This window comes from Pseudoxanthomonas sp. PXM04, from assembly GCF_014851695.1.
In the GTDB taxonomy this organism is placed as follows: domain Bacteria; phylum Pseudomonadota; class Gammaproteobacteria; order Xanthomonadales; family Xanthomonadaceae; genus Pseudoxanthomonas_A; species Pseudoxanthomonas_A beigongshangi.
Genome location: NZ_JACVAG010000001.1, coordinates 548882 through 572918, shown reverse-complemented (window position 1 = coordinate 572918; position 24037 = coordinate 548882). Strand labels below are relative to the sequence as shown.

The following is a 24037-nucleotide window of genomic DNA, read 5'->3' as shown; positions in this document are numbered from 1 at the left end:
GCCATCGGCAAGTCCACCACCGGCAAGATCCGGTGGTGGCCCGATCCACCGTCCGCTCCGGCGATCGATGGCTCGCTCAGAACAGGTAGTTCACGCTCAGCAGCAGGCTGCGCGGCGTTCCCGGCATGCTGGTGGAACGCCAGTACCGGCTGTTGGCGAGATTGGTGGCCGCCAGCGTGATCGTCCACGGTTGCGTCCGCCAGCCCACCGAAGCGTCCCAGCGCGCATATCCCGGACGCCTGCTGGTGTTGGCAAGGTCGTTGTAGATCGGACCGCGGAAGGTCACGCCCGTTTCGCCGTACCAGGCACCGGCCGGCGCGTAGCGCATGAACAGGTTCCCGGTCTTTTGCGCCGAGCCCTGGCGATGACGGCCTTCGTTGGCGGGGTTGGCCCGATCCTGCACGATCCGCACTTCCTGCAGACCAACGCCGCCACGCACGTACCACGCCTGGCCCAAACGCCCGGTGAGGCTGCCGTCGATACCGCGCGAACGTTCGCGTCCCCGTACTGCCCAATGGAAGGGATCGTTCTCGGGGTCGGGCTGATAACGAACGTTGTAGAGCTCGAGTTCGTAGATCGACCAATGCGAGGACAGGCGTCCCTGCGACCAGTCATTGCGGCTGCCGACTTCGTACTGGCGTGAATACTGCGGCCTGGCGTCGAACACCGCCTCTTCGCTGACGGCAACGCCCATCAATCCGCGCCCGCCATAGGGGGCGAAGTTGCGGCTGTAGGAGGCGTACAGGCTGTGCGCGTCGGTGGGCTGCCAGATCAGGCCCAACCGCGGGCTGGTGGTCGAACCTTCATAGCGCCGCTGCTTGCCATTGATGCGATTGTGCGACCGGAACATGAAGCGATCGAACCGGAGCCCGGCCATCATCTTCCACTGCGGCGTCAGGGCCACGAGATCCTGCACGTAGAGGGCCCGCGCCTCGGCGGCATGCCGATTGGACGTGGTGGCCCGTCCGCGCGGCGTCTTCGGCCCCGGCCAGATCGGATGAAACGGATCCACGCCATGCGGATAGCGCAGTGACGGGTCCGAACGCGGCGTCGACATCGCCAGATCCGGGTTGCGTTGTTCGCGGCTGTATTCCACGCCCACCAGCAGGTCGTGGGCAATCCTGCCGGTGGAGAATTTTCCGATCACGTCGATCATGCCGGTCGCGGTGGTGTTGTCTGTTTCCTGCCAGGCGCGGGTGAAGGTCATGGCGGCCGGCGTCGGGCAAGGCCGGCCGTTGGCCAGGAGGGTACCGTCCGGCCGGCAATAGCTTCCGGCGTAGAGGTGATCGAAATCCTGGCTCGACCGGTTCCAGGCGGCGGTGACGCGCGCCGTCCAGTCATCGGACAGGCGCTGGTTCAGCACGGTCCGCAAGGTGCGCGTCCTGTCCGCGACGAAATCGTCCGGATGCGCATACGCCGTGCGGGTGGATACGCCGGCCGGCAGGCTGTCGTGGGCCGGCGCGCGATCCGGCCGGCGCCAGATCCGTTCGTCCGTGTACTGAAGCAGCCAGTCCAGGCCGTCGCCGTTGTCGAACAGGACACTGGGCGACAGCATCCGGCTGTGGCTGGAGATGCCGCGACGGAAGCTGTCCGCGTGTTCGTGATCGGCGGTCAGGCGCACGGCGAACCTCGGTGACAGCACCCGGTTGATGTCCACGGTCGCGGCCCGGCTGTCCCAGGATCCGGCGCGCGTATTGACGCTGCTGACGGCATCGAAGCTGGCCTGCTTGCTGATCAGGTTGACCACGCCGCCGCCCAGCCCGCGCCCGTACAGCACCGATGCGGGCCCCTTGACGATCTCGATACGCTCCACGTTCGCGGTACCGCGCCGAATCTGCCCGGCGTTGCGGATGCCGTCGCGGTATATGTCGTTGGAGTCCGCCGCAAACCCGCGAATCATGATGCCGTCGCCGCGCATGTCGTAGGAGGTGTCCACGCCCGGGGTGCCGTCCAGCAGGACGTTCAGGTCGTTGAGGCCATACACCTTGAACTTGCTCATCTCCAGGACGTTGACCGTCTGCGGGACATCGCGGGGATCCATCGCGATGCGGGTTGCGCTGCTGACGGTTTTCGCCCTGCTGTCATCGGGATCGATGGCGTCGGCGGTGACCTTGATCGTGTCCAGCGTGGTCGCGCCGGACACATCCTCGGCGGCGCGAGCAGGAAACACGCCGAACAGCGCGATGCCGGCAAGAAGCGGGAGACGATCGGAAGTAAAGCGGAACTGCGCGAACATGAACTGCTCCATCGGTGTGGGGAACGTCGTGAACCCCATCCGGAGCCGCACGCCAATGGAAATGATAATCATTACCAAATATGAGTCGTCGCGGATTGGCGCGCGTTGCGACGCGTCGCACGTCGTTTCTGCAACCGCCTGTGGGATTTCCGGAGACGACGCCTCCACCGCCCTGTGTGAGCGGTGCGGGTCGCCATCCGGCGCGCTGCATTGGCGCTGCGGGTCGCGGGTTGATCACCTGGCGTCATGGAGATGTCGTCGTTCCACGCCACGTCCCGGCCCGCCACCGCTGCGGTGCCTGCGAATGACCCGGCCCAGCAAGCGACAACCGTCATTTCTGGCCAACAACAAAACCATACCAGTGCGTATGGTAGGCTGTCCGCCGGTTTCCCCCGCCGCCCCCGCATGAAAGCCTCCACGCTCCGCCACATCTTCAATGTCTGGCCGCCATTCCTTTTCAGCGGCATCCACGTCACCCGCATGGCCGACGACTGGCGCAGCGCGCGGGTGGAGATGCGGATGCGGCCCTGGAACCGCAACTACGTCGGCACCCACTTCGGCGGCAGCCTGTTCTCGATGACCGATCCGTTCTGGATGATTCTGGTGAAGGAATGTCTGGGCGCCGATTACTTCGTCTGGGACAAGGCCGGCGAAATCGAATTCGTCAAACCCGGCAAGGGCACCGTGCATGCCGAGTTCCGCGTGGACGAAGCCATGCTCGACGCCATCCGCGCCGAGGCCGCCAACGGCGAGAAGCACCTGCGCTGGCTGCCGGTGGACGTGATCGACGCGCACGGCGACGTGGTCGCGCGGATCCGCAAGCAGATCTACGTGCGGCTGAAACCAAGGGCACGCAACGGCGAGGCGGCGGCGTGATGCACCACGTCAGCGGTCAGCGCAGTTCCGCGGGCATCGCCAGTTCCCAGTAGGCCGCGTTCCGCCGTTCGAACAAGGGCATGCGCAGGTGCCCGTCGATCACCCGGATATCGCGCCCCTGTTTCAGCGCGAGCGGGCGGGCTGCCACGCGTTGCGCCAGCGAGCGACCCTCGCGGGGCTGTTCGCGCAACCACAGCAAGGTGGCCATCAGGTTCTGCCTGGCGCGCTGGTCCTGCATGCGGTGCTGGTACTCCGTCATGCCGGCGTGATCCATCGCGGCCAGTTGGCAACCGAACCAGTTAGCCGCGCATTCCAGCCGCCACGGAGAAGGCGGCGCAGGCGCACTCACCGGCTGGTCCGCAAGCAGCTCGCGCCGCACGGCCGCGCCGCAGTGCCAGGCCCGTGCCTCCGCCATCATCGCCAGCGTCGCGTCCTTTCGATAAGCCAGCGAGGTGAGCCATTCCGGTTCACCCGGCTGCATCACCGCCCCGTCGCCGGCCAGTTCGATCAGCGAGCGGGTGAACTCGAACTCCCGCTGGACCACCCGGCAGAACGAACGTTCGTCCAGCGACGGCGGATCGCGCAGCGAGGCGCATGCCGCCGGCAAGGGAGCATCGGCGGGCAGCGATGCCAGCATCTGTCCCTGCAAGTGCAGCCAGCCCGTCAGCGCCGAGTCGCCCATCATCAGATCGATCAGCAGATCGGGCTCGCGCATCCAGCGCCGCCACGCGTCCGCTGCCCGGCATGCCCGGGTCAATCCAGCATCATGATCACCCTGTACGAACAACCGCGCGGCGTCCGTCCGCATCAGGCGCATTCCGTCGCTCATCGCAGTGATCGCGAAAGGCGTTTCGTAGGTCAGGCGAAACGGCATCCTCAGGTAGTCGCTGTTTTCCAGCGCGTCCCGGGTCCGCTGCAGCAAACCCGCATGCGCATCCAGCAATGCGCGCACCTGTTCCGGCTTCGCGCGCACCTTGTCGAGGCAATCGACGTCGGTGCTTTCGCACAACACACGATCCGGGTCCTGCAATCTCTCCGCCGGGTATCGTCCTTCCGCCGCGGAGGCGAATCCCGGCGTTTCCGCCGCAACGGTGCCGTCGGCTCCGAACGCCGGCGCTCCACGTCGATTGAACCGCTCCACATCGCCGGCGGTGATGCGGGCGCGCTCGGCAGGCGTCAGGTCATAGCGCAGCAGCCACACGTCGGCGAACGCGTTGCGTCCCGCGGGCACCGGCAAGGGGGCGGTCATCTCCGCCAGCGCCTGTTCCTGTGCCCGGGTCGGCCACAACAGCCACGACGCGGCGTACAAGGCTCCCGCCAGGATTCCCAGCGCCAGCACGATCCCCGACAACGTCCGCAACATCCGTTTCATATCGCTCCCCACAGCGTTCCCCCGCCCAGCCTAGCAAAGCCCCGCACGCCGGCCCGGGCTGGTCCTACAATAGCCGCCATGCCCCCCGATGCCTCCTCCCGCCCTTCCCTGCAGCGCCTGTTCCTGACCGGACTGCTCACCCTGCTGCCGATCTGGCTGACCTGGGTGGTGGTCAAGTTCGTTTTCGTGCTGCTGTCCGACATCAGCAAGCCCTTCGTCGGCCCCGTCTCGCACCAGATCGCCGCCTCGTTCCCGCAGGCGCTGGGTTGGTTCAACGCGCAGTGGGTGCAGAACACGATCGCGCTGGCCGCCACCCTGCTGGCGATCCTCGCGGTCGGCATCCTCGCCCGCCGCGTGATCGGCCAGCAGTTGCTGCGCTGGTTCGAACTGCTGGTGCTGCGCATCCCGCTGGCCAGCACCATCTACACCAGCGCGCGCCAGTTGCTCGACATCCTGCAGACCAAGCCCGGCAGCACCCAGCGCGTTGTGCTGATCGACTTCCCGCATCGCGACATGAAATCGGTGGGCCTGGTGACCCGGGTGATCCGCGAGGAAGGCACCGGCCGCGAACTGGCGGCGGTATACGTGCCGACCACGCCCAATCCCACCTCCGGCTACCTGGAAATCGTGCCGGTGGAACTGCTGACCCCGACCGACTGGACGGTCGATCAGGCGATGAGCTTCATCATCTCCGGCGGCGCGGTTTCGCCGGAATCCATGCCCTTCACCCGCGCGGGAGAGCGCTGACCGATGGCAGTGATGAGTGGCCGTACCCTCGACGATCGCGCGGTACGGCTGTTCATCGCACTGGCGGCGTTCTTTTGCGTCAACGCGGTGCTGGCGGAGTTCATCGGGGTCAAGATCTTCGCCCTCGAGGACACCCTCGGCATCGCGCCGCTGGAATGGAACCTGTTCGGCCAGACCGGCTCGCTCAATTTCACGGTCGGTACCTTGCTGTGGCCGTTCGTGTTCATCCTCACCGACACCATCAACGAGTTCTTCGGCCGCCGCGGCGTGCGTTTCATCTCGTGGATGGCGGTGGCGTTGATCGTCTACGGCTTCGTGTTCGCCTTCCTCGCGATCGCCACCGCGCCGGCGGGCTGGTGGGTCAAGGCGGCCGAGCAGCAGGGCGTGCCGGACTACCAGGCCGCATTCGCGGCCATCTTCGGCCAGGGCATGTGGTCGATCGTCGGCTCGATCATCGCCTTCCTGATCGGGCAGCTGATCGACGTGGCGGTGTTCCATCGGATCCGGGTCGCCACCGGCGAGCGCATGGTCTGGCTGCGCGCGACCGGCTCGACCGCGATCTCGCAGCTGGTCGACAGCTTCGTGGTCATCTGGATCGCGTTCGTGCTGGGCCCGCAGAAGTGGCCGACGTCGCTGTTCCTGGCGGTCAGTTCGGTCAACTACGTCTACAAGATGCTCGCCGCGATCGCCCTGATCCCGTTGCTGTACCTGATGCGGTACGCCATCCGCCGCTACCTGGGCGAGGACCGCGAACGGCAGCTGCGGCAGGAAGCGGCTGCGGACTGAGCGGCTCGAATGCGGGCGGTGCCAGCGGAGCAAGCTCCGCTCTACGGGGAACCGGATGCCGCATTGCGTGGAGCGGAGCTTGCTCCGCTTCGCCATCCAGACCTCGCGCTGCGCGCGCCACCCCAACCCGCTATGCTCCGGCTTCCATTCAAACCGGGGAGAGGCTGGATGAATCTGTCGCGGACCGCGTGTGTGCTGCCCCTGTTGCTGGTGGCGGCGCTGTTCCCGTCGATGACCGTGCATGCACAGGCGGACGCGGCCGGTGACGCAAAGGCCCGCCGTGACGCCGCCATCGCCAGCCTGATGCAGCGCTACGACGGCCAGGTGCCGGGCGCCTCCCTGCTGGTCCTGAAGGACGGCCAGCCGGTGGTCGATCGCGGCTTCGGCCTGGCCAACCTGGAAGATCGCGTGCCCGCCGCGCCGGAGACCAACTACCGACTGGCCTCGATCAGCAAGCAGTTCACCGCCGCCAGCATCCTGCTGCTGGCCGAGGACGGCAAGCTGCGGCTGGACGATCCGGTCAAGCGCTGGCTGCCTTCCCTGCCGGCCGCCGCCGACGCCATCACCATCCGCCAGCTGCTCAGCCATACCTCCGGACTGATCGACTACGAAGACGTGATGCCCGCCGATCTGAAGGGCCAGCTGCACGACATCGACGTACTGCACATCCTGGAAGGACAGGACCGCACCTATTTCGCGCCCGGCAGTTCGTACCGCTACAGCAACAGCGGCTACGCGTTGCTGGCGCTGATCGTAGGCAAGGCTTCGGGGCAGGATTTCGCCAGCTTCCTGCGCCAGCGCATCTTCCTGCCGCTGGGCATGGCCGACACGTTGGCGCTGGAGGAAGGCGTCTCCACCGTGGTCAACCGCGCCTACGGCTACAGCGAAACCGATGGCCGCTGGGAGCGTACCGACCAGAGCCCGACCAGCGCGGTGCTGGGCGACGGCGGCATCTATTCCTCGATCCGGGATCTGGCGCGTTGGGACGCGGCGCTCTACGACGAGCGCCTGTTGAAGAAGACATCGCTGGACCTGGCCTTCAGCCATGCCACGCCCACGCCGGAACCGGACGTGCCGTACTACGGCTTCGGCTGGCGCATCAACGGCGACGCGGTCTGGCATTCCGGCGAGAGCATCGGCTTCCGCAACGTGATCGTGCGCTATCCGAAGGAGAAGCTCACCGTCATCCTGCTGAGCAACCGCAACGATCCGGAGCCCTATCGCACCGCCGTCGCCATCGCGGATCTGTTCCGCCAGCGTTGAGCCTCACTTCAGATCGGCCAGGATCACCTGCGCCGCGTTGTGCCCGGGCGCGCCGGTGACGCCGCCGCCCGGATGGGTGCCCGCACCGCACAGGTACAGGCCGGGAATCGCACCGCGATAGCCCGCCTGCCCCAGCATCGGCCGGGCACTGAACAACTGGTTGAGCGAGAGCGCACCGTGGAAGATGTCGCCGCCGATCAGCCCGAAGGTGCGTTCCAGGTCCAGCGGGCTCAAAACCTGCCGGCCCAGCACCGAAGCGGCGAACCCGGGCGCGAAGCGATCCACCGTGGCGATCATGAGATCGGCGACTTCCTCGCGGTGATCGTCCCAGCTGCGTCCCCCCGGCAACACCGGCGCCACGTGCTGGCAGAACAGGCTGGCGACGTGCTGGCCCGGCGGCGCGAGTGAATCGTCCAGCGTGGAGGGAATCAGCATCTCCACGATCGGCTCGCGCGACCAGCCGTGCGCCAGCGCGTCGCGATAGGCGCGATCCATGTAATCCAGGCTCGGCGCCAGGATGATGCCGGCGGTCAGGTGATCGCCCTCGCCCGGCAGCGCTGTGAAATCCGGCAGCCGCGACAGCGCCACGTTCATGCGGAAGGTGCCGGAGCCGCAGCGCCAGTTCGCCATCCGCTCGCGGGTGGGCGCGGGTACGTCGTCCGCGCGCATCAGTTGTTCGTACAACAGCTTGGGATTGACGTTGGCGACCACCGCGCGGGCGCGCAGCGTCTCGCCGTCGGAGGTCACCACGCCGACCGCGCGGCCCCGTTCCACCAGCACCTCGCGCACGCCGGCACCGGTGCGCAGTTCCACCCCGGCCGCGCGCGCGGCGCCGGCCATCGCCTGGGTGATCGCGCCCATGCCGCCTATGGCGTGGCCCCACGCGCCCTTGACCCCGTTCACCTCGCCGAACACATGGTGCAGCAGCACGTACGCCGAACCGGGCGTGTACGGACTGGCGTAGTTGCCGACCACGCCGTCGAAACCGAACAGCGCCTTGACCGGTTCGCTCTCGAACCAGCGGTCCAGGTATTCGCCGGCGGAGATGGTGAACAGATCCAGCAGTTCCTGCCGCAAGGTCTCGTCCAGCGCATGCAGCTTCCGGCCCAGGCGCGCGGTGCGCAGCAGTTCCGGCAATGCTTTCCACCAACCGCCATCGGTCAGGTTGGGCGGCGGCTCCAGCGCCAGCGCGCGCAGCACGTCGGCGATCGCGTCCAGGCGGGCCTCGTAGGCCGGCAGCCGCTCGGCGTCGCGGGCGGAGAACTTGGCGAACTCGGCCCGGGTCTGGCCGCCGCCGGTCAGCAGGTAGCCGCCGTCCGGCAGCGGCAGGAAGTTGTTGCGTCGGCGCTCGACCACCCGCAGGCCATGGCGGGCAAGCTCCAGCTCGGCGATGACCCGGGGCTGCAGCAGCGAGACCGTATAGGAAGCCACCGAATTGCGGAAACCGGGGTGGAATTCCTCCGTGACCGCGGCGCCACCCAGCACCGCGCGGCGTTCCAGCACGGTCACCCCCAGGCCCGCCCTGGCCAGATAGGTCGCGCAGACCAGGCCGTTGTGGCCTCCACCGACCAGCAGGACGTCCCGGGAGGAGTCGCTCATGCCCCCGCTCCGGCCGGAACGCCTAAACGGAAGCCGGGGCCCGCAGCGGCCACAGCCGGGAGGCCGGCTCGCCTATAATTGTGATTCAGCACGCAAACTGGATGGCAGGGAACAGGCTTGGCGATCACGACGTTGGTCCGGGGAATGGGATTCCGCGCGGGGCTCTTGCTGGTCCTGGCGTTGGCCTGCGTCCCCGCGTTCGCCGAAGACTGGGTCTACCGGGTCCGCCCGGGCGACACCCTGTGGGATCTGGGCGGCGCCTATCTCAAACCCGGAGTCGACTGGCATCGGCTTCAACAGCATAACCGCATCGCCGATCCCTACCGGCTGGCGCCGGGCACCCGCCTGCGCATTCCCCTGACCTGGCTGCGCCAGCAGCCGGCGCGGGCGCGGGTGGTGGCGTTGATCGGCAAGGCCACCACCGTGACCAGCGCCGGCACCTCGCAAGCAGTGAACGAAGGCATGGAACTGGGAGCAGGCAGCCGCCTGCTGACCGCCGCGGGCGCATCGCTGAGCCTGCAGTTCGCCGATGGCTCCCGCCTGCGCCTGCGCGAGGGCAGCGAACTGGTGCTGGACCGGCTGACCCGCTACGGCCGCACCGGCATGGTCGACACCCGCCTGCGCCTGCAGCGCGGCCACGTCCACAACGAAGTCCGCCATCTGCGTGGTCCGGGTTCCCGCTTCATCGTCGACACGCCCACCGCTTCCTCCGCCGTGCGCGGCACCCGTTTCCGCATCCACAGCGGTGACCAGGGTACCCAGGCGGAGGTGCTGGACGGACGCGTCGCGGTGACCGTCGGGCGGCACGCGACCTTGCTCAAGCCCGGCTTCGGCACGCACGCGCAAACCGGGGGCGGCGATTCGCTGCAGCCGATCGCGCTGCTGCCCGCGCCGGACCTTTCGTCGATCGCCGCGCACCAGGACAGTGTGCGCCCGCAGTTCGCCTGGCCCGCGGTCGCCGGCGCCGCGGGCTATCGTGTCCTGATCAGCCCGCACCCGGATTTCGCGGCGCTCGTCGCCGATCTCGCCAGCGGCACGCCGTCGGTCACCGCCCCGGTGCTGGAGCCGGGCCAGTACCACCTTCGGGTCAGCGCGATTGATGGCGGCGGCCTGGAAGGCCGCGATGCCGACGCCGCGTTCGCCATCGAAGGCCGGCCCGTGCCGCCGTATGCCATCACTCCCTCGGCCGGCGGCCTGGTCCGCCAGAACCGTCCGGCATTGCGCTGGACCCAGGCGCCGGAAGCCCACCGCTACCGCTACGAAGTGGCGGACAACCCCGAGTTCCGCGCCCCGGTCGCGCGAGGGGACGAGGTGCGCGGAGAAGCGATCACCGTCGCAGAGCCGTTGCCGCCCGGCGCGTACTATTGGCGGGTGGGCAGCATCGATGCCCAGGGGAAGAAGGGGCCATTTGGAGACGCCATCGAGTTCACGGTCCGCCCGCTGGATCCGATCGACGACATCGATCTGGACAAGGATGGCGCACGCGCCGGAGACATCAGTTTCCACTGGCGCGCGGGCCAGCCGGGCCAGCGCTACCGCTTCCAGATGTCGCGTTCGCCGTCGTTTGACAAGCTGCGCGTCGACGAGGTCGTCGAACAGCCCGAAATCACTGTGTCCAAGCTGGCCGGCGGAACCTGGTACCTGCGCGCGCAGGCCATCGACACCGACGGGGAAACCGGCGAGTTCGCGCCGGCGCAGAAGGTCAAGCTGCCCTGTCGGCTGTGCCGGATCGGTGCCGGAGCGGGCGCGGTCCTGCTCCTGCTGAGCCTATGATCCCCCCGCCCTCGACCTCCAAGCCCAGGAGCCGCCTGCTGATCGCGCTCGGCGCATCGGCAATCGTGGCCTGCCTGATCCTGACCGGCCTGGTCGCGCGGATGGATCAATGGCTGTACGACCGGCTCGGCCCGCTGGTCTCGCAGGAAGCGGACAATCGCATCGTCGTCGTCGCCATCGACGAAAAGAGCCTGGGCGAACTGGGTCGCTGGCCGTGGTCGCGGCGCCAGCATGCGCGCCTGATCGACGAACTCGGACGCATCGGCGTGCGTGGCATCGGCCTGGATCTGCTGCTGTCCGAACCGGCGCTGTTCGACCCCGAGGGCGATGCGTTGCTGGCGCGTGCCATGAGTCGCCACGGCAAGGTGGTGTTGCCGGTGCTGGCCGAGGCGACCCAGGCCAACGGGCCGTTGGTGGAACTGCTGCCAATCCCGGAATTCTCCGCATCGGTCGCTTCACTGGGTCACGTGGACCTGGCGGCGGACGACGATGGCGTGGTGCGCAGCGCCTATCTGCGCGCCGGCCAGGGTTCTCCGCGCTGGCCGGCCCTGGCGCTGGCGCTGAGCCAGTTGGATCAGCCGCTGGCCCAGAACGATGATCTGCCCGGCGAACGCCTGTCGGATCAGGACCAGGCCTCGCCGCAGCGCTGGGTGCGCGATCACCGCGTGCTGGTTCCCTACGCCAGTCCTCCGGGCGGATTCGCCCAGGTTTCCTACACCGACGTCATCCACCAGCGCGTGCCGGCCTCGCTGTTGCAGGGACGCTGGGTGCTGGTGGGCACCACCGCGATGGGAATGGGCGACACCGTCAACGTGCCGGGCCAGCGCGGCGGACGCGGACTGACCGGCGTTGAGTACGAGGCCAACGTGCTCAACATGCTGATCCAGGGCACCGCCATCACCCCGATGTCGCTGGGCGCGCAATTGCTGCTGTCGATCCTGCTGGTATCGCTGCCGATGGTGTTGTGCGGCTTCCCGGCGTTCCGCCAGATCTGGCGGCCGGCGCTGGCCACGATTGCCCTGACCTTGCTGCTGTCCCTGCTGCTGCTGCAGTTCGCGCGGCTGTGGTTCCCCGCCTCGGCCACCCTGCTGGTGCTGGCGACCGGCGCGTCGGTATGGGTATACCGCCTGATTCGCCGCACCCAGCGCGCCGCCCAGACCGACCCGTTGACCGGGCTGGCCAACCGCAACAAGTTCAACCATGCGCTGGAACAGGAACTGCGCGCGATCCAGCGCACCCACCTGCCGATGTCGCTGCTGCTGCTGGACATCGATCACTTCAAGCAGCTCAATGACAGCCAGGGACACGCCAGCGGCGACGCGGTGCTGCGGCTGCTGGCGCGCGTGCTGCGCGGACGCGCGCGCCGCCCGCGCGACGTGATCGCGCGATTGGGCGGCGACGAATTCGCGGTGCTGCTGCCGGAAACCTCCGCGCAGGCGGCCGCCACCATCGCCACCACCATCCATGTCGATCTGGCCAATCTGGCCGCCCGCACCGAGCGTGCCCTCGATGCGCCGCCATTCACCGCCAGCATCGGCATCCACACCACCCAGGCCGGCGACAATCTGGATTCGGCGGAAGTGTTCGAACGCGCCGACGCGGCGCTGTACCAGGCCAAGCAGGCCGGTCGCAACCGCAGTGTGAGCCACGCCGCCGCGACGCCCTGACGACCGACGCACCGGTCGCGAGTGTTTTCAGACGTCCAGTTGCATGCCCGGCCGCGCCAGTTCCGCGGTCACTCCGAAGCGTTCGCCGATTTCGCCGGCCAGCGCCTCGCGCGCGCGGTCCTCGCCATGCACCAGCACCACCGGAGGCGAAGGTTCGAATCCGCCGTACCACGCCAGCAATCCGGCCTGATCCGCATGCGCGGACAGGCCGCCGATGGTGTGGCACCGCGCATTGACCCGGTGGTCGCGACCGTGGATGCGTACCCAGCGCGCGCCATCGACCAGCCGCCGTCCCAGCGTGCCCTCGGCCTGGTAACCGACAAACACCACGTGCGTGCGCTGCCGATCCAGGTTGTGGGCCAGGTGGTGCTGGATGCGACCGCCGTTGGCCATGCCCGAGCCGGCGATGATGATCGCGCCATTGGTGATCTGGTTGATCGCCATCGATTCGGCGGTGCTTTCGGTGATGTGCAGGTTGGGCAGCCGGAACGGATTGGGCGAGCCGCGCCAGACTTCCTGCGCTTCCATGTCGAACAGTTCGTGGTGGCGTCCGTATATCTGCACGACCTTGCCCGCCATCGGACTGTCCAGGAACACGCGCCAGCGCGACAGGTTCCACTCGTCCCAATGGCGCGCGAACCAGTACAGCAGTTCCTGGCTGCGGCCGACCGCGAACGCGGGTATCAGCACATTGCCGCGATCGGCCCAGGCCTGCTCGAGGATATCGCCCAGTTCGCGTACCGTGGCCGGACGATCGCGATGGTTGCGATCGCCATAGGTGGACTCCATCAGCACCAGGTCCGCGTCGCGCACCGGCGAAGGATCGCGCAGGATCGGCGTGCCCTTCTGGCCCAGATCGCCGGAGAACACCAGCTTGCGATCATCGGCCCAGATCTCGACGATGCTGGAACCGAGGATATGGCCGGCATCGCGGAAGGCGATGTCCACGCCCGCCAGGATCGGCTGTCGCTGGTCGTATGCAAGCGGCCGTACCTGTGCCATCGCCGCCTGCACGTCCTCGCGTCCGTACAGCGGCTGGACCTCGGGCTCGCCGTCGCGGCGGCGCCGGTTGGCGCGTTCGGCGTCCGCTTCGGCCAGCGAGGCCGAGTCCATCAGCATCACCGGCATCAGTTCGGCGGTGGCCGCCTGCGCATGGATCGGCCCGCGGAATCCGCGCCGCACCAGCAGCGGAATCCGGCCGATGTGATCGATGTGGGCATGGCTTACCACCAGCGCGTCCAGCGACGACGGTTCGAACGGGAACGGATCGGCATTGCGGGCCTCGGCCTCGCGGCTGCCCTGGAGCATCCCGCAGTCCAGCAGGATCCGCCTGCCGCCCGCGTGCAGCAGATGCATCGAGCCGGTCACCTCGCCGGCCGCGCCATGGAATTCGATCCGCATTCTCGGCTCTCGCAATGTCCGCCCAACCCTAGCATGACCGGCCACCGTGGCCATGACGCCCCGGCAATGGCCGGCCCCGTACCATGACCTTCGACACCCCCCGCCTTTCCGGGCGGGGAGTAGAGTCCGCGCACGTCCGTCTGGACAGACCTATCCCAATGCCCACCCGGGCCGGAGTTGAAAGTGACCTTCCGTAAACCGCAGATGCTTCTCTTGTCCCTGGCCGTCACCGCGGCCCTCGCCGGCTGTTCCAAGCCCAACGAAGCCGCCTCCCCCGACGCCGCCGCCAAGGCCGGCGCCGACAGCGGCGAACTTCAGCTGAAGCTGGACGAGAGCAAGCTGCCGCCGGTGAACCGCTTCCTGGTCTCGGATCTGGACACCAGCAAGAACGCCTGCGCCGATTTCACCGGCTACGCCAACGGCAAGTGGCTGGCCGCCAACGCCATCCCGGGCGATCGCACCAGCTGGGGCGCGTTCGAAATGCTGGATGAGCGTTCCACCGCCGTGCAGCGTCAGCTGGCCGAACAGGCCGCCGCGCATGCCAACGCCACCGGCGTGGAGAAGATCGTCGGCGACCTGTGGGCCACCGGCATGGACGAAGCCAAGGTCAACGCCCAGGGCATCGAGCCGATCAAGGCCGATCTGGCCGCGATCGACGGCCTGGCCGGCAAGGAAGCGATTGTCGAATACCTGAGCGCCAATGCCGCCAAGGGCCGCAACTTCCTGTTCGGCTTCGGCGGCGAAGCCGATTTCAAGGATTCCTCGATGGTGCTGGCCTACGCCTCCCAGGGCGGCCTGGGCCTGCCGGATCCGGAGTACTACACCAACGCCGAGAACAAGGAAAAGCTGCAGGCGTACGAGGCCCACATCGCCAAGGTGCTGGAACTGTCCGGCGTGGCCGTCGCCGACGCCGCCAAGCAGGCCAAGGACGTGGTCGCGTTCGAAACCCGCCTGGCGAAAGCATCCAAGACCAGCGAGGAACTCTCGCGCGACGTCTCGCTGTACTACAACCCGGTCACCCTGGCCGACGCCGACAAGCTGACCCCGAATTTCTCCTGGACCCGGTTCTTCGAATCGCAGGGCGTGAAGGCGGACAAGTTCTCGCTGGCGATGCCGGGCTTCCACCAGGAAGTGAGCAAGATGCTGGGCGACACCGACCCGGCGATCTGGCGCGCCTACCTGCGCTTCCACACCGTCGACGGCGCCTCGCCGTACCTGAGCGACGCCTTCGTCAACGAGAACTTCAACTTCTACGCCAAGACCCTGCGCGGGCAGAAGGAAATCAAGCCGCGCTGGAAGCGCGTGCTCGATACCGTGGAAGGCGAGGCCGGCGAAGCGCTGGGCCAGATGTACGTGAAGGTCGCCTTCCCGGCCGAATCCAAGGCCAAGATGGAAACCCTGGTCGGCAACCTGCGCACGGCGCTGAAGACCCGCTTGGAAAACCTGCCGTGGATGAGCGCGGAAACCAAGCAGAAGGCCATCGCCAAGTGGGAAACCTTCACCCCGAAGATCGGCTACCCCGACAAGTGGCGCGAGTGGACCGGCCTGGCCACCAGCCGCGACAGCTACATCGGCAACGTGCTGGCCGCGCAGGAATTCAACTACAAGTGGAACCTGGGCAAGATCGGCAAGCCGGTGGACAAGACCGAATGGGGCATGCCGCCGCAGATGGTCAACGCCTACTACAACCCGCTGCAGAACGAGATCGTGTTCCCGGCCGCCATCCTGCAGCCGCCGTTCTTCGATCCCAATGCCTCGGATGAAATGAACTACGGCGGCATCGGCGCGGTGATCGGCCACGAGATGATCCACGGCTACGACGATCAGGGCTCGCGCTTCGGGCCGACCGGCAACATGGAAGTGTGGTGGACCGACGGCGACGCCAAGGCGTTCTCCGGCCTCACCGGCAAGCTGGTCAACCAGTTCAACGGCTACACCACCGAAGGCGGCGGCAAGGTCAACGGCAGCCTGACCCTGGGCGAGAACATCGCCGACCTGGGCGGCCTGGCGACCGCGTACGAAGCGATGAAGAAGGCCACCGAGGCCACCCCGGATCCGAAGACCGACGGGCTGACCCGCGACCAGCGCTTCTTCCTGAACTGGGCCACGGTGTGGCGTCGCAATTTCACCCCGGAAGAACTGACGGTGCGCCTGAAGACCGACCCGCACGCGCCGGCCAACTTCCGCGCCATCGGTGCCCCGTCCAACCTGCCGGCGTTCGCCGCGGCGTTCCAGTGCAAGGCCGGCGACGCCATGGTCCGCGACGGCGACAAGCAGGTGGTGATCTGGTAATCCGGACTACGTCCGGCGTTGCCTCCGAAGGCCCGGGAATTCCCGGGCCTTCCTCGTTTCCGGACCTGCCTTGGAAGTGTGCGCCGCGTTCAGGGAGTGCCAGCCCTGCTTGCTAGAATCCGCCAACTCCAACACCCCGGATTCCCTGATGTCGAAGACCCGCGCCGCCCTTGGCCATCCCTCCCTGCTCGCCTTCGCCCTGGTCGCCGCGCTGGGCATCCCGCAGGCCGAAGCCGCCAAGAAGAAGGCGCCGCGCGCTCCCGCCGTCAGCCCCGCCTGCAGCGATTTCTATGCCCATGCCAATGCCGACTGGCTGAAGGCCAACGCCACGCCGGGCACCAGCGCGTTGGGCCAGCTGCGCGAGCGCGCGGAACAGCAGCAGCGCGACCTGCTGCAGGCGGCGATGCAGTCGCCGCAGGGACACGTGCAGAAGCTGCTCGGCGACTTCTGGGCCAGCGGCCTGGACGAAGCCGCGGTGGAGGCCGACGGCGCCAAGCCGATCGCGCCGCTGCTGGATCGCATCAACGCCATCAAGAAGGCCAAGGACGTCGCGCCGGCGATCGCGGCGCTGCACCAGGTCGGCATTCCGGTCGCCTTCAATTTCAGCCCCGACGTGGACCTGCGTGCGCTGGATCGCCACATCGGCTACTTCATGCAGGGTGGCCTGGGCCTGCCGGATCCCGCCTACTACACCCGCAATGACGCCGACACCAAACAGGTGATGGATCGCTATCGCGCCTACGTGAAGCAGATCCTCGCCCTCACCGGCACCGCGCAGAATCGCCTGGACGCCGACACGCAGGCGGTGCTGGATCTGGAAACCCGCCTGGCGCAGGTTTCCAAGCCGCTGCTGGACCTGCGCAATCCGCTGTCCAACTTCGCCCCGGTCACCACCAAGGAACTGGGCAAGCAATACCGCAACCTGCAGATCGATGCCTTCCTCAAGGCCCAGGGCGTCAGCGACGACACCGTGTCGATCGCCGATCCAGCGCTGTTCAAGCAGATCGACACGCTGGTCGCCAGCCTCAAGCCGGACCAGTGGAAGGCCTACCTGCGCTGGCGCGTCGGCGATGCCATGGCCCCGTACCTGGCCAAGTCGTTCCGCGACGCCGAATTCGAGTTCCGCGGCAAGGTCCTGCGCGGGGAGACCACGCCGCCGGCCCGCTGGCAGCAGGTGCTGGGCGCAATCAACCTGGCCGCCGGCCCGATGCTGGGCAAGGAGTACGCCGAGCGTTACCTGCCCAGGTCCAGCGACCAGCAGGCCGAGGCGATCGCCGCCCAGGTCCGCGACGCGCTGGGCCGCGCGGTCGAACGCGCCACCTGGCTCAGCGATGGCGCCAAGGCCGAAGCCAAGGCCAAGCTGGGCAAGCTCAAGATCGAAGTCGGCACGCCGCACCGCGACGTCGATTACAGCGTGCAGCCGATGGGCCGCGGCAGCTTCGGCGGCAACATGCTGATCGCCTCGACCTGGCGCCACCGCGAGGAGATGAAGCGGATCGGCAAGGGCAATGCGGATCGCCGCTGGGACGTGCTGCCGCAACAGCCCGCGCTGGCCTACGACCTGGCCCAGAACCGCCTGATCGTCACCGCCGCGGTGCTGCAGGCACCGGTGTTCGATCCGCAGCGCGATGCCGCCGGCCAGTACGGCGCCTACGGCGCGCTGGTGGGCCACGAGCTCAGCCGCGGCTTCGACAACAAGGGCCGCATGGTCGACGCCAAGGGCGAACTGCGCGACTGGTGGACCGCCTCCGAGCTGACCGCCTGGAACGCCATCGGCGCGAAGATCGCGGCGCAGTACGACGCGTTCGCCTATCCCGAACTGAAGAACGTCAAGGTCAACGGCAAGCTGGTCCAGGACGAGGCATTGGCCGACCTGGCCGGTGTCGAACTGGCGTGGGATGCCTTCATCACCGCCGAGCCGCAGGCCGCTGTCCCCGCCAAGCAGTCGTTCTACACCGCCTGGGCGCAGTTGTGGGCGCAACGCATGGACGCCGCCGAGGCCGCCCAGCGCGCCGCCACGGACGTGCGTGCGCCGGGCGTCTGGCGCACCAACGCGCCGCTGTCCAATCAGGCGACATTCGGCCAGGCCTTCAGCTGCAAGCCGGGCCAGCCGATGCAGCGCAAGGACGCGGATCTGATCGGCAAGTGGCGCTGAAACGGCGGGCCGGAAAAGCCAACAAAAAACGGCGCGGAAACGCGCCGTTTTTCTTTGTGCGGCTTCCTCCCCGGGAGGAGTGCCGTCCGTTCGGATCGATTACTTGACGATCCGCATCCTCGGCCCCGGCGGCCGGCGCTTGCCGAACGGCGGCTGCCCGCGCCAGTAGCGGATCATCAGCCAGCCGAAAATCATGCCGCCGAGATGGGCGAAGTGGGCCACGCCTGACTGCATGCCGGTGATGCCGAACAGCAGCGTCAGCGCGCCGTAGATGATCACCAGCGTGCGGGCGCGGATCTCCATCGGAATCGGAAACACGATCATGCGCTGGTTCGGGAACAGCATGCCGTAACCCAGCAACAGGCCGAACACCGCGCCCGAGGCGCCCAGTGACGGAATCGCGGGGCCACCGCCGGACAACACCCACGAGCTCACCAGCAGCTGGCACAGGTTTGCGCCGATGAGGCAGACGAAGTAGTAGGTGGTGAAGCGCTTCTCGCCCCAGGTCGCTTCAAGCGGGGAGCCGAACATCCACAGCGCGAGCATGTTGAACAACAGATGGGTCAGGCCGGCATGCATGAACCCGCTGGTCAGCGGTTGCCAGGGCATGAACGCATGGCGGGCGAAGTCGTCCGCATTTCCGGTGAAATCGATCGGCCACTGCAGGAAGGGGACCGTGACGGCATCGCCCAGGAAACTCTGGAGCAGGAACACCACCACATTGGCGATCAGCAGCGCGCGGGTAACCGGCAGCACGGGAGGGAACATGGCTCGCATCCTTCGGGAACGGGCCCATGATAACCGCTGGGTTTCAGCCGCCCGGCGGTCCCCACAACGCCTCGTCCAGCGTGCGTGCAGCTTTTACCCCGCGCACCCGCCCCTGCTCGACCCGTACGCCTTCGGCGCGCAGCCGCTGGCCCTGTTCGCGGTAGCCCTTCGAGCCCTCGGGAAACGCGATGCGGCCGTCCGAACGCAGGACCCGGTGCCAGGGCAGCCGCGCGTCATCGTTGTTGCTGAGGATGCGCGCCACCAGCCGCGCCCGGCCCGGCAGCCCCGCGCGACGCGCGACCTCGCCATAACCGGCCACCTGGCCGCGCGGAATCGCGCGGATGGCCGCGAGGATCTTCGCTTCAGGCGTGGCTTCCGCCATGCGGGTCGTCCGGTCGGTGAATGCCGGAAGTGTGGCGCGTGCCCCGCCCGCTGGCTACCCCGGCCACCGCAAACCGGCCTACCATACGGTTCTGGAATTTCCCGAGTCCGCCACGCCATGAAGAATTTCGAACAGATCCGCAGCCACCTGACCACCTCTGGCTACCGGGTGTCGGTCCAGGAGCCCTACGTGGCTTGCGTGGAACTCTCGCTGGACAGCGGCAACCGGCACCAGGCCATCTTCCTGTCCGAACTGAGCAACGACGACGAGCGCAGCTACCTGCGGGTCAGCACGGTCATCGCGCCGATCACCGGCGTCGACGCCCGCCGCGCGCTCGGCTTCAACTGGCACAGCAGCGTCGGCTACCTCGCCATCGGCGAGCTCGACGGCGTGCCCTACCTGCAACTGTGCGAAAACCGCCCCTACGACGGCCTGACCCCGGCCGAAGTCGACCGCCTGGTGCTGGAAATCGGCGGCCTGGGCGACCGCATGGAACGCGCGCTTTCCGCCGAAGGGGATTTGCTCTGAAGGCGGGGGTTGGGGATTCGGGATTGGGGATTCGTTGAAGCTGATCCCGGCGTTGGAACATCAGGACCGGGATTCACCCAGCGGGACCCGGGATCGGAACGCGATCAGGTCGCAGGCAACACGCCTTCGCTCCTGCCAATCCCGAATCCCCAATCCCTAATCCCGGCCCCTCATCAGGCCCACCCAATCGCCTGCAGCAACTTCAACAGGCCATAGGCAATGCCGCCGGCGGCAGGGATGGTCAGGATCCAGGCCCAGATGATCCGCTCGACCACGCTGAATTTCAGCGCGCGCGGGTTCTTGGCGAAGCCCACGCCCATGATCGCGGTCGAGATGCTGTGGGTGGTGGAGACCGGCATGCCGAAATGCGCGGCCACGGTCAGGATGGTGGCCGAGCTGGTTTCCGCGGCGAAGCCGTTGATCGGATGCAGCTTGACCATCTTGTGGCCGAGCGTCTTGATGATCTTCCAACCACCCGAGGCAGTGCCCAGCGCCATCACCACGGCGCAGGTCAGCACGATCCAGGTGGCGATGTCCTGCTCGCCGGCACTGCCCGGATGCAGGAACGCCAGCCAGCCCGGCAGTTCGTTCAACGCACCCGTGGCCTCGGCGCCGAACAGGGTCAGCGCGATGATGCCCATGGTCTTCTGCGCGTCGTTGTGGCCGTGCGCATAGCCCATGTAGGCGGCCGACAGGATCTGCGCCTTGCCGAAGAACTTGTTGACGAAGTTCGGACGCGCCAGCCGGCGCAGCCAGCCCGTCGCCCGCGAGAGCAGCGCGATCAGGCCCCACAGCAGCAGCATCACGCCGATGCCCAGCAGGAAGCCGGCAATCGGCGAGCTGATCATCGGCACCACGACTTTCCACAGGATGCCCTTGTTCTTGGTCCAGTCGCCAACCGCTTCGGACCAGATCAGCGCGCCCCAGTCGTTGTGGGCCGCGGCCAGCGCCGCGCCGCACAGGCCGCCGATCAGCGCATGCGAGGAGGAGGACGGCAGGCCCTTCCACCAGGTGATGAGGTTCCAGACGATGCCGCCCAGCAGCGCGCACAGGATCACCTGCGAGGTGACCTCGACCACGCCGGTGTCGATCAGGCCGGAAGCGATCGTCTTGGCGACCGCGGTGCCGGTCAACGCGCCCACCAGGTTCATGATCGCCGCCAGCATCACCGCCTGTCCGGGCGAGAGCACCTTGGTGGCGACCACGGTGGCGATGGAATTGGCGGTGTCGTGGAAGCCGTTGATGAACTCGAACACGAGCGCGGCCAGGATCACCACCAGGACCAGGGTCAGCATGGGCCGGTCCTCAGCTGTTCTTCAGCACGATCTGGTAGGCCACCACGCCGGCTTCGCGGCAGCGGTCGATGGCCTTTTCCAGGATCTCGAAGAACTCCTTCAACAGGAACATCTGCAGGTGATCCAGGCGACCGGAATAGATGTCGCGGTACAGCTCCAGCATCAGGCGGTCGGCCTCGTTCTCGATCGCGCGCAGCTTCTCGTTGAGCGCGGTCATGCGATCGATGTTCATCTTCTTCAGTTCGTGGACCATCTCCACCACCACCGCGGCGGCCTGCTCCAGCATCGCCGCGCGCGGCGCGAAGTCGATGCCTTCCAGGTGCTGCAGGGCCAGCGAGTAGCGATCGGCGAACTTCTCGATCTGCTTGGGAATCTTGTACAGGGCCGAACCCAGCGCCTCGATGTCCTCGCGCTCGATCGGGGTGATGAAACTGTCCACCAGCGCCTGGCTGATCTTGTCCGAGGTGGCGCGCTCGCGCAGGCGGGCCAGCTTGAAGGCGTCCAGCGCCGGCTGGCGGTCGCTTTCCTTCATCATGGCGTGGAGGGCCTTGGCGCTGTCCAGGGCGGCCTGGGAAGCCTCTTCGAGCAGGGTGTAGAACTGCTGGCCGGAGCCGAAAATGGTCTGCAGCGAGAACATCGGGGAAATCCCGCCGTCACGGGGCGGACGGCTTTAGGGGCGGAATTATGACCGTTTAGTGACCGTCCTGGCGACGGCCAGGCCCCATCCCGGCCCCGGAAAGCCCCCTCTGCGGCCCTCCGGTCCGGGTTTGGTACACTCCTCCGGCACCCGAGGGTGCACCCTATGGAAGACGACCCTACCTCCCCCTCGCACTGTCGCCCGCGATACGCATCCCCGGCGGCGCCCTCTCCGGCCATGACGGAGGGCCGCCGTGCTTGAACTGCTGATCGTCATCGCCCTGATCATCCTGAACGCCTTCTTCGCCCTGTCGGAGATGGCGCTGATGACCTCGCGCAAGCTCAAGCTCAAGCAGATGGCCCAGGAAAGCCGTGGGGCACGCGTGGCCCTGCACCTGGCCGAGCACCCGGACAACCTGCTGTCCACGGTCCAGATCGGCATCACCCTGATCGGCATCCTGGCCGGCGTGTTCGGCGGCGACGCCATCGGCGCGATCATCGCCGGCTGGCTGGCCGAGCTGGTGCCGGGCGTCCAGCAGTACGCCCGCCCGATCGGCATCGGTACCGCGGTCACCCTGATCACCGCCGGCTCGGTCATCTTCGGCGAACTGATTCCCAAGCGGCTGGCGCTGACCAATGCCGAGGCCATCGCGTCGATGGTGGCCATCCCGCTGGATTGGCTGTCGCGCATCGCCCGTCCGGTGGTGTTCGTGCTGGGCGCGATCAACCGCGCCGTGCTGCGCATGCTCGGCATCCGCGACGACAACCGCGGCGCGGTGACCGAGGAGGAAATCCGCCTGCTGGTGACCGAGAGCCACGAGCAGGGCGTGATCGACGTCGACGAGCGCAACATGATGAACCGGGTCATGCGCCTGGGCGATCGCACCGCGGACAGCCTGATGACCCCGCGCAAGAAGATCGTCTGGCTGGATACCGCCGCCGACTACCAGGAAAACCTCGAGGTCATGCGCGAATCCCAGTTCTCGCGCTTCCCGGTCTATCGCGCCGGCGACCAGGACGTGGTCGGCGTGCTGGAGGTCAAGTCGCTGCTGGACCGCTTCGCCGACAAGTCGCCCGAGATTTTCCGCAACCTGCGCGAGCCGCTGTTCGTGTCCGAATCGACCCATGCGATGAAGCTGCTGGAGATCTTCCGCGAGGAACAGCAGTCGCTGGCGCTGGTGGTGGACGAATACGGCGAAATCCAGGGCCTGGTGACCATCAGCGATCTGATGGGCGCGGTGGTGGGACGCCTGCAGTCCGCGGAGAACAACGAGGACGCCGCGCTGGTGGTCGTGCGCGACGACGGTTCGCTGCTGGTGGACGGCTCGCTGCCCAACGATGATCTGCGCGAACTGCTGGGCGTGACCCTGCCCGATGATGACGAGTACAACACCATCGCCGGCCTGGTGATCGAACGCTTCGGCCGCATCCCGCACGTGGGCGAATCCTTCCAGTTGGACGGTTGGCGTTTCGAGGTCGTGGACCTGGACGGCGCCCGCGTCGACAAGCTGCTGCTGCAGCGCCTGCCGGAGGAAACCGGCGAAGACGCGGCGGCCTGACCCCCATGGATTCCACCTCGTCCCACCCGCCCCACGCGGGGACCCGCGCCCTGCTGGACGATTTCGCGCTCGGCGATCCCAACCAGGTCCTGCAACTGGGCGATCTGCTGTCCGGTTTCGGCCAGAGCGCGTTCGGCCTGCTGCTGTTCATCGGCGTGCTGCCCGCGTTCATTCCCATCCCGGGCGTCGGCGGCGCCATCGGCGGTCCGCTGGTGATCCTGGTCGGCGTGCAGTTGCTGGTCGGCCTCTCCCGGCTGTGGCTGCCCGGCTTCATCGCCCGGCGTGGTCCGCACCGCAGCGCGCTGATCACCTTCCGCACCCTGCTCTCGCCCTGGCTGGCACGGCTGGAAAAACTGATCCGCCCGCGCCTGCACGCGGTGCTCGATCACAAGCTGGCGCTCTCCTTCACCGGCCTGCTGCTGATCCTGCTGGGATTGCTGCTGGCCCTGCCGATTCCGTTCACCAACTACGTTTTCGGCGTGCTGTTGCTGCTGTTCGCGCTGGCCCTGCTGGAACGCGATGGCGCGTTGATGCTGGTGGCCTGGGTGGCGGGCGGGACCGCGGTGATCGTGTTCGGCTTCCTGTCCGGACACCTGGTCGCCGCCACCACCGAATTCCTCGGCCGCTGGTTTTCCTGATCCGCAGGAACCCGTTGTAGGAGCGACGTAAGTCGCGACCGTCAACCCGATTCGGCCATGAAAG

The 24037-nt window shown here is 67.4% G+C and carries 19 protein-coding genes; 11 read left to right on the top strand and 8 right to left on the bottom strand.

Features of this window, described 5'->3' with window-relative positions; translation table 11 throughout:
• Positions 1-76 precede the first annotated feature (76 nt).
• Positions 77-2236, bottom strand: a complete 2160-nt coding sequence (locus IB228_RS02770) for a TonB-dependent siderophore receptor (RefSeq protein ID WP_192197515.1) — start codon at positions 2234-2236, stop codon at positions 77-79.
• A 405-nt stretch (positions 2237-2641) separates the two neighbouring features.
• On the opposite strand from IB228_RS02770, the gene IB228_RS02765 reads away from it, so the two are divergent.
• Positions 2642-3112: a DUF4442 domain-containing protein gene (locus IB228_RS02765; RefSeq protein ID WP_183643286.1), complete on the top strand. Its 471-nt coding sequence runs from the start codon at positions 2642-2644 to the stop codon at positions 3110-3112.
• A gap of 16 nt (positions 3113-3128) precedes the next feature.
• Here IB228_RS02765 and IB228_RS02760 read toward each other — a convergent pair whose 3' ends face one another.
• The gene (locus IB228_RS02760; protein ID WP_192197514.1) at positions 3129-4484 is read right to left on the bottom strand and encodes a hypothetical protein; all 1356 of its coding nucleotides are present in this window, start codon (positions 4482-4484) and stop codon (positions 3129-3131) included.
• 78 nt (positions 4485-4562) lie between these two features.
• Between IB228_RS02760 and IB228_RS02755 the strand changes: the two genes are divergently transcribed.
• The 3 genes from IB228_RS02755 to IB228_RS02745 all read left to right on the top strand — a co-directional run bounded on the left by IB228_RS02755 (position 4563) and on the right by IB228_RS02745 (position 7280).
• Complete coding sequence (locus tag IB228_RS02755; protein ID WP_141453604.1) at positions 4563-5231, top strand: DUF502 domain-containing protein; 669 nt, start codon at positions 4563-4565, stop codon at positions 5229-5231.
• 12 nt (positions 5232-5243) lie between these two features.
• Positions 5244-6017 carry a queuosine precursor transporter gene (locus IB228_RS02750; protein ID WP_183643292.1) on the top strand — a complete coding sequence of 258 codons (774 nt, stop codon included), beginning with the start codon at positions 5244-5246 and terminating at the stop codon, positions 6015-6017.
• A 231-nt stretch (positions 6018-6248) separates the two neighbouring features.
• On the top strand, positions 6249-7280 hold the full coding sequence (locus IB228_RS02745; RefSeq protein ID WP_192197850.1) for a serine hydrolase domain-containing protein: 1032 nt from the start codon (positions 6249-6251) through the stop codon (positions 7278-7280).
• 3 nt (positions 7281-7283) lie between these two features.
• Here IB228_RS02745 and IB228_RS02740 read toward each other — a convergent pair whose 3' ends face one another.
• Entirely contained in the window at positions 7284-8879 is a 1596-nt protein-coding gene (locus IB228_RS02740) for an NAD(P)/FAD-dependent oxidoreductase (RefSeq protein ID WP_192197513.1), read from the bottom strand.
• A 117-nt stretch (positions 8880-8996) separates the two neighbouring features.
• On the opposite strand from IB228_RS02740, the gene IB228_RS02735 reads away from it, so the two are divergent.
• Both IB228_RS02735 and IB228_RS02730 read left to right on the top strand, forming a co-directional pair.
• The gene (locus IB228_RS02735; RefSeq protein WP_192197512.1) at positions 8997-10652 is read left to right on the top strand and encodes a FecR domain-containing protein; all 1656 of its coding nucleotides are present in this window, start codon (positions 8997-8999) and stop codon (positions 10650-10652) included.
• Positions 10649-12319, top strand: a complete 1671-nt coding sequence (locus IB228_RS02730; protein ID WP_192197511.1) for a CHASE2 domain-containing protein — start codon at positions 10649-10651, stop codon at positions 12317-12319. Before IB228_RS02735 ends, IB228_RS02730 begins: the two co-directional genes overlap by 4 nt.
• Before the next feature lie 27 nt (positions 12320-12346).
• Here the strand turns inward: IB228_RS02730 and IB228_RS02725 are convergent, their stop codons facing one another.
• Complete coding sequence (locus tag IB228_RS02725; RefSeq protein ID WP_192197510.1) at positions 12347-13720, bottom strand: MBL fold metallo-hydrolase; 1374 nt, start codon at positions 13718-13720, stop codon at positions 12347-12349.
• Between the two features lie 204 nt (positions 13721-13924).
• Between IB228_RS02725 and IB228_RS02720 the strand changes: the two genes are divergently transcribed.
• Both IB228_RS02720 and IB228_RS02715 read left to right on the top strand, forming a co-directional pair.
• The gene (locus IB228_RS02720) at positions 13925-16012 is read left to right on the top strand and encodes a M13-type metalloendopeptidase (RefSeq protein WP_192197509.1); all 2088 of its coding nucleotides are present in this window, start codon (positions 13925-13927) and stop codon (positions 16010-16012) included.
• A gap of 148 nt (positions 16013-16160) precedes the next feature.
• Positions 16161-18167: a M13 family metallopeptidase gene (locus IB228_RS02715; RefSeq protein WP_192197508.1), complete on the top strand. Its 2007-nt coding sequence runs from the start codon at positions 16161-16163 to the stop codon at positions 18165-18167.
• Positions 18168-18266: 99 nt separating this feature from the next.
• Here IB228_RS02715 and IB228_RS02710 read toward each other — a convergent pair whose 3' ends face one another.
• A complete protein-coding gene (locus IB228_RS02710) occupies positions 18267-18935 on the bottom strand; it encodes a rhomboid family intramembrane serine protease (RefSeq protein ID WP_192197507.1) in 669 nt (222 codons plus the stop codon).
• A gap of 43 nt (positions 18936-18978) precedes the next feature.
• Entirely contained in the window at positions 18979-19317 is a 339-nt protein-coding gene (locus tag IB228_RS02705; protein ID WP_192197506.1) for an MGMT family protein, read from the bottom strand.
• A 117-nt stretch (positions 19318-19434) separates the two neighbouring features.
• On the opposite strand from IB228_RS02705, the gene IB228_RS02700 reads away from it, so the two are divergent.
• A complete protein-coding gene (locus IB228_RS02700; protein WP_192197505.1) occupies positions 19435-19845 on the top strand; it encodes a hypothetical protein in 411 nt (136 codons plus the stop codon).
• Positions 19846-20018: 173 nt separating this feature from the next.
• Here the strand turns inward: IB228_RS02700 and IB228_RS02695 are convergent, their stop codons facing one another.
• Together IB228_RS02695 and IB228_RS02690 are read right to left on the bottom strand one after the other, a co-directional pair.
• A complete protein-coding gene (locus IB228_RS02695; protein WP_192197504.1) occupies positions 20019-21140 on the bottom strand; it encodes an inorganic phosphate transporter in 1122 nt (373 codons plus the stop codon).
• A gap of 10 nt (positions 21141-21150) precedes the next feature.
• Positions 21151-21777 (bottom strand): DUF47 family protein, encoded by a 627-nt coding sequence (locus tag IB228_RS02690; protein WP_183643321.1) that lies wholly within the window; start codon positions 21775-21777, stop codon positions 21151-21153.
• 253 nt (positions 21778-22030) lie between these two features.
• Here IB228_RS02690 and IB228_RS02685 point away from each other — a divergent pair, with 253 nt between their 5' ends.
• Together IB228_RS02685 and IB228_RS02680 are read left to right on the top strand one after the other, a co-directional pair.
• Positions 22031-23335, top strand: a complete 1305-nt coding sequence (locus IB228_RS02685; protein WP_183643324.1) for a hemolysin family protein — start codon at positions 22031-22033, stop codon at positions 23333-23335.
• Positions 23336-23340: 5 nt separating this feature from the next.
• Positions 23341-23973 (top strand): exopolysaccharide biosynthesis protein, encoded by a 633-nt coding sequence (locus IB228_RS02680; RefSeq protein WP_192197503.1) that lies wholly within the window; start codon positions 23341-23343, stop codon positions 23971-23973.
• Positions 23974-24037: the final 64 nt, after the last annotated feature.

Bases quoted from the DNA above. Each gene is read 5' to 3' on its own strand.
- IB228_RS02770 (WP_192197515.1), bottom strand. From the start codon at position 2,236: ATGTTCGCGCAGTTCCGCTTTACTTCCGATCGTCTCCCGCTTCTTGCC.
- IB228_RS02765 (WP_183643286.1), top strand. From the start codon at position 2,642: ATGAAAGCCTCCACGCTCCGCCACATCTTCAATGTCTGGCCGCCATTC.
- IB228_RS02760 (WP_192197514.1), bottom strand. From the start codon at position 4,484: ATGAAACGGATGTTGCGGACGTTGTCGGGGATCGTGCTGGCGCTGGGA.
- IB228_RS02755 (WP_141453604.1), top strand. From the start codon at position 4,563: ATGCCCCCCGATGCCTCCTCCCGCCCTTCCCTGCAGCGCCTGTTCCTG.
- IB228_RS02750 (WP_183643292.1), top strand. From the start codon at position 5,244: ATGAGTGGCCGTACCCTCGACGATCGCGCGGTACGGCTGTTCATCGCA.
- IB228_RS02745 (WP_192197850.1), top strand. From the start codon at position 6,249: ATGACCGTGCATGCACAGGCGGACGCGGCCGGTGACGCAAAGGCCCGC.
- IB228_RS02740 (WP_192197513.1), bottom strand. From the start codon at position 8,879: ATGAGCGACTCCTCCCGGGACGTCCTGCTGGTCGGTGGAGGCCACAAC.
- IB228_RS02730 (WP_192197511.1), top strand. From the start codon at position 10,649: ATGATCCCCCCGCCCTCGACCTCCAAGCCCAGGAGCCGCCTGCTGATC.
- IB228_RS02725 (WP_192197510.1), bottom strand. From the start codon at position 13,720: ATGCGGATCGAATTCCATGGCGCGGCCGGCGAGGTGACCGGCTCGATG.
- IB228_RS02720 (WP_192197509.1), top strand. From the start codon at position 13,925: ATGCTTCTCTTGTCCCTGGCCGTCACCGCGGCCCTCGCCGGCTGTTCC.
- IB228_RS02715 (WP_192197508.1), top strand. From the start codon at position 16,161: ATGTCGAAGACCCGCGCCGCCCTTGGCCATCCCTCCCTGCTCGCCTTC.
- IB228_RS02710 (WP_192197507.1), bottom strand. From the start codon at position 18,935: ATGTTCCCTCCCGTGCTGCCGGTTACCCGCGCGCTGCTGATCGCCAAT.
- IB228_RS02705 (WP_192197506.1), bottom strand. From the start codon at position 19,317: ATGGCGGAAGCCACGCCTGAAGCGAAGATCCTCGCGGCCATCCGCGCG.
- IB228_RS02700 (WP_192197505.1), top strand. From the start codon at position 19,435: ATGAAGAATTTCGAACAGATCCGCAGCCACCTGACCACCTCTGGCTAC.
- IB228_RS02695 (WP_192197504.1), bottom strand. From the start codon at position 21,140: ATGCTGACCCTGGTCCTGGTGGTGATCCTGGCCGCGCTCGTGTTCGAG.
- IB228_RS02690 (WP_183643321.1), bottom strand. From the start codon at position 21,777: ATGTTCTCGCTGCAGACCATTTTCGGCTCCGGCCAGCAGTTCTACACC.
- IB228_RS02680 (WP_192197503.1), top strand. From the start codon at position 23,341: ATGGATTCCACCTCGTCCCACCCGCCCCACGCGGGGACCCGCGCCCTG.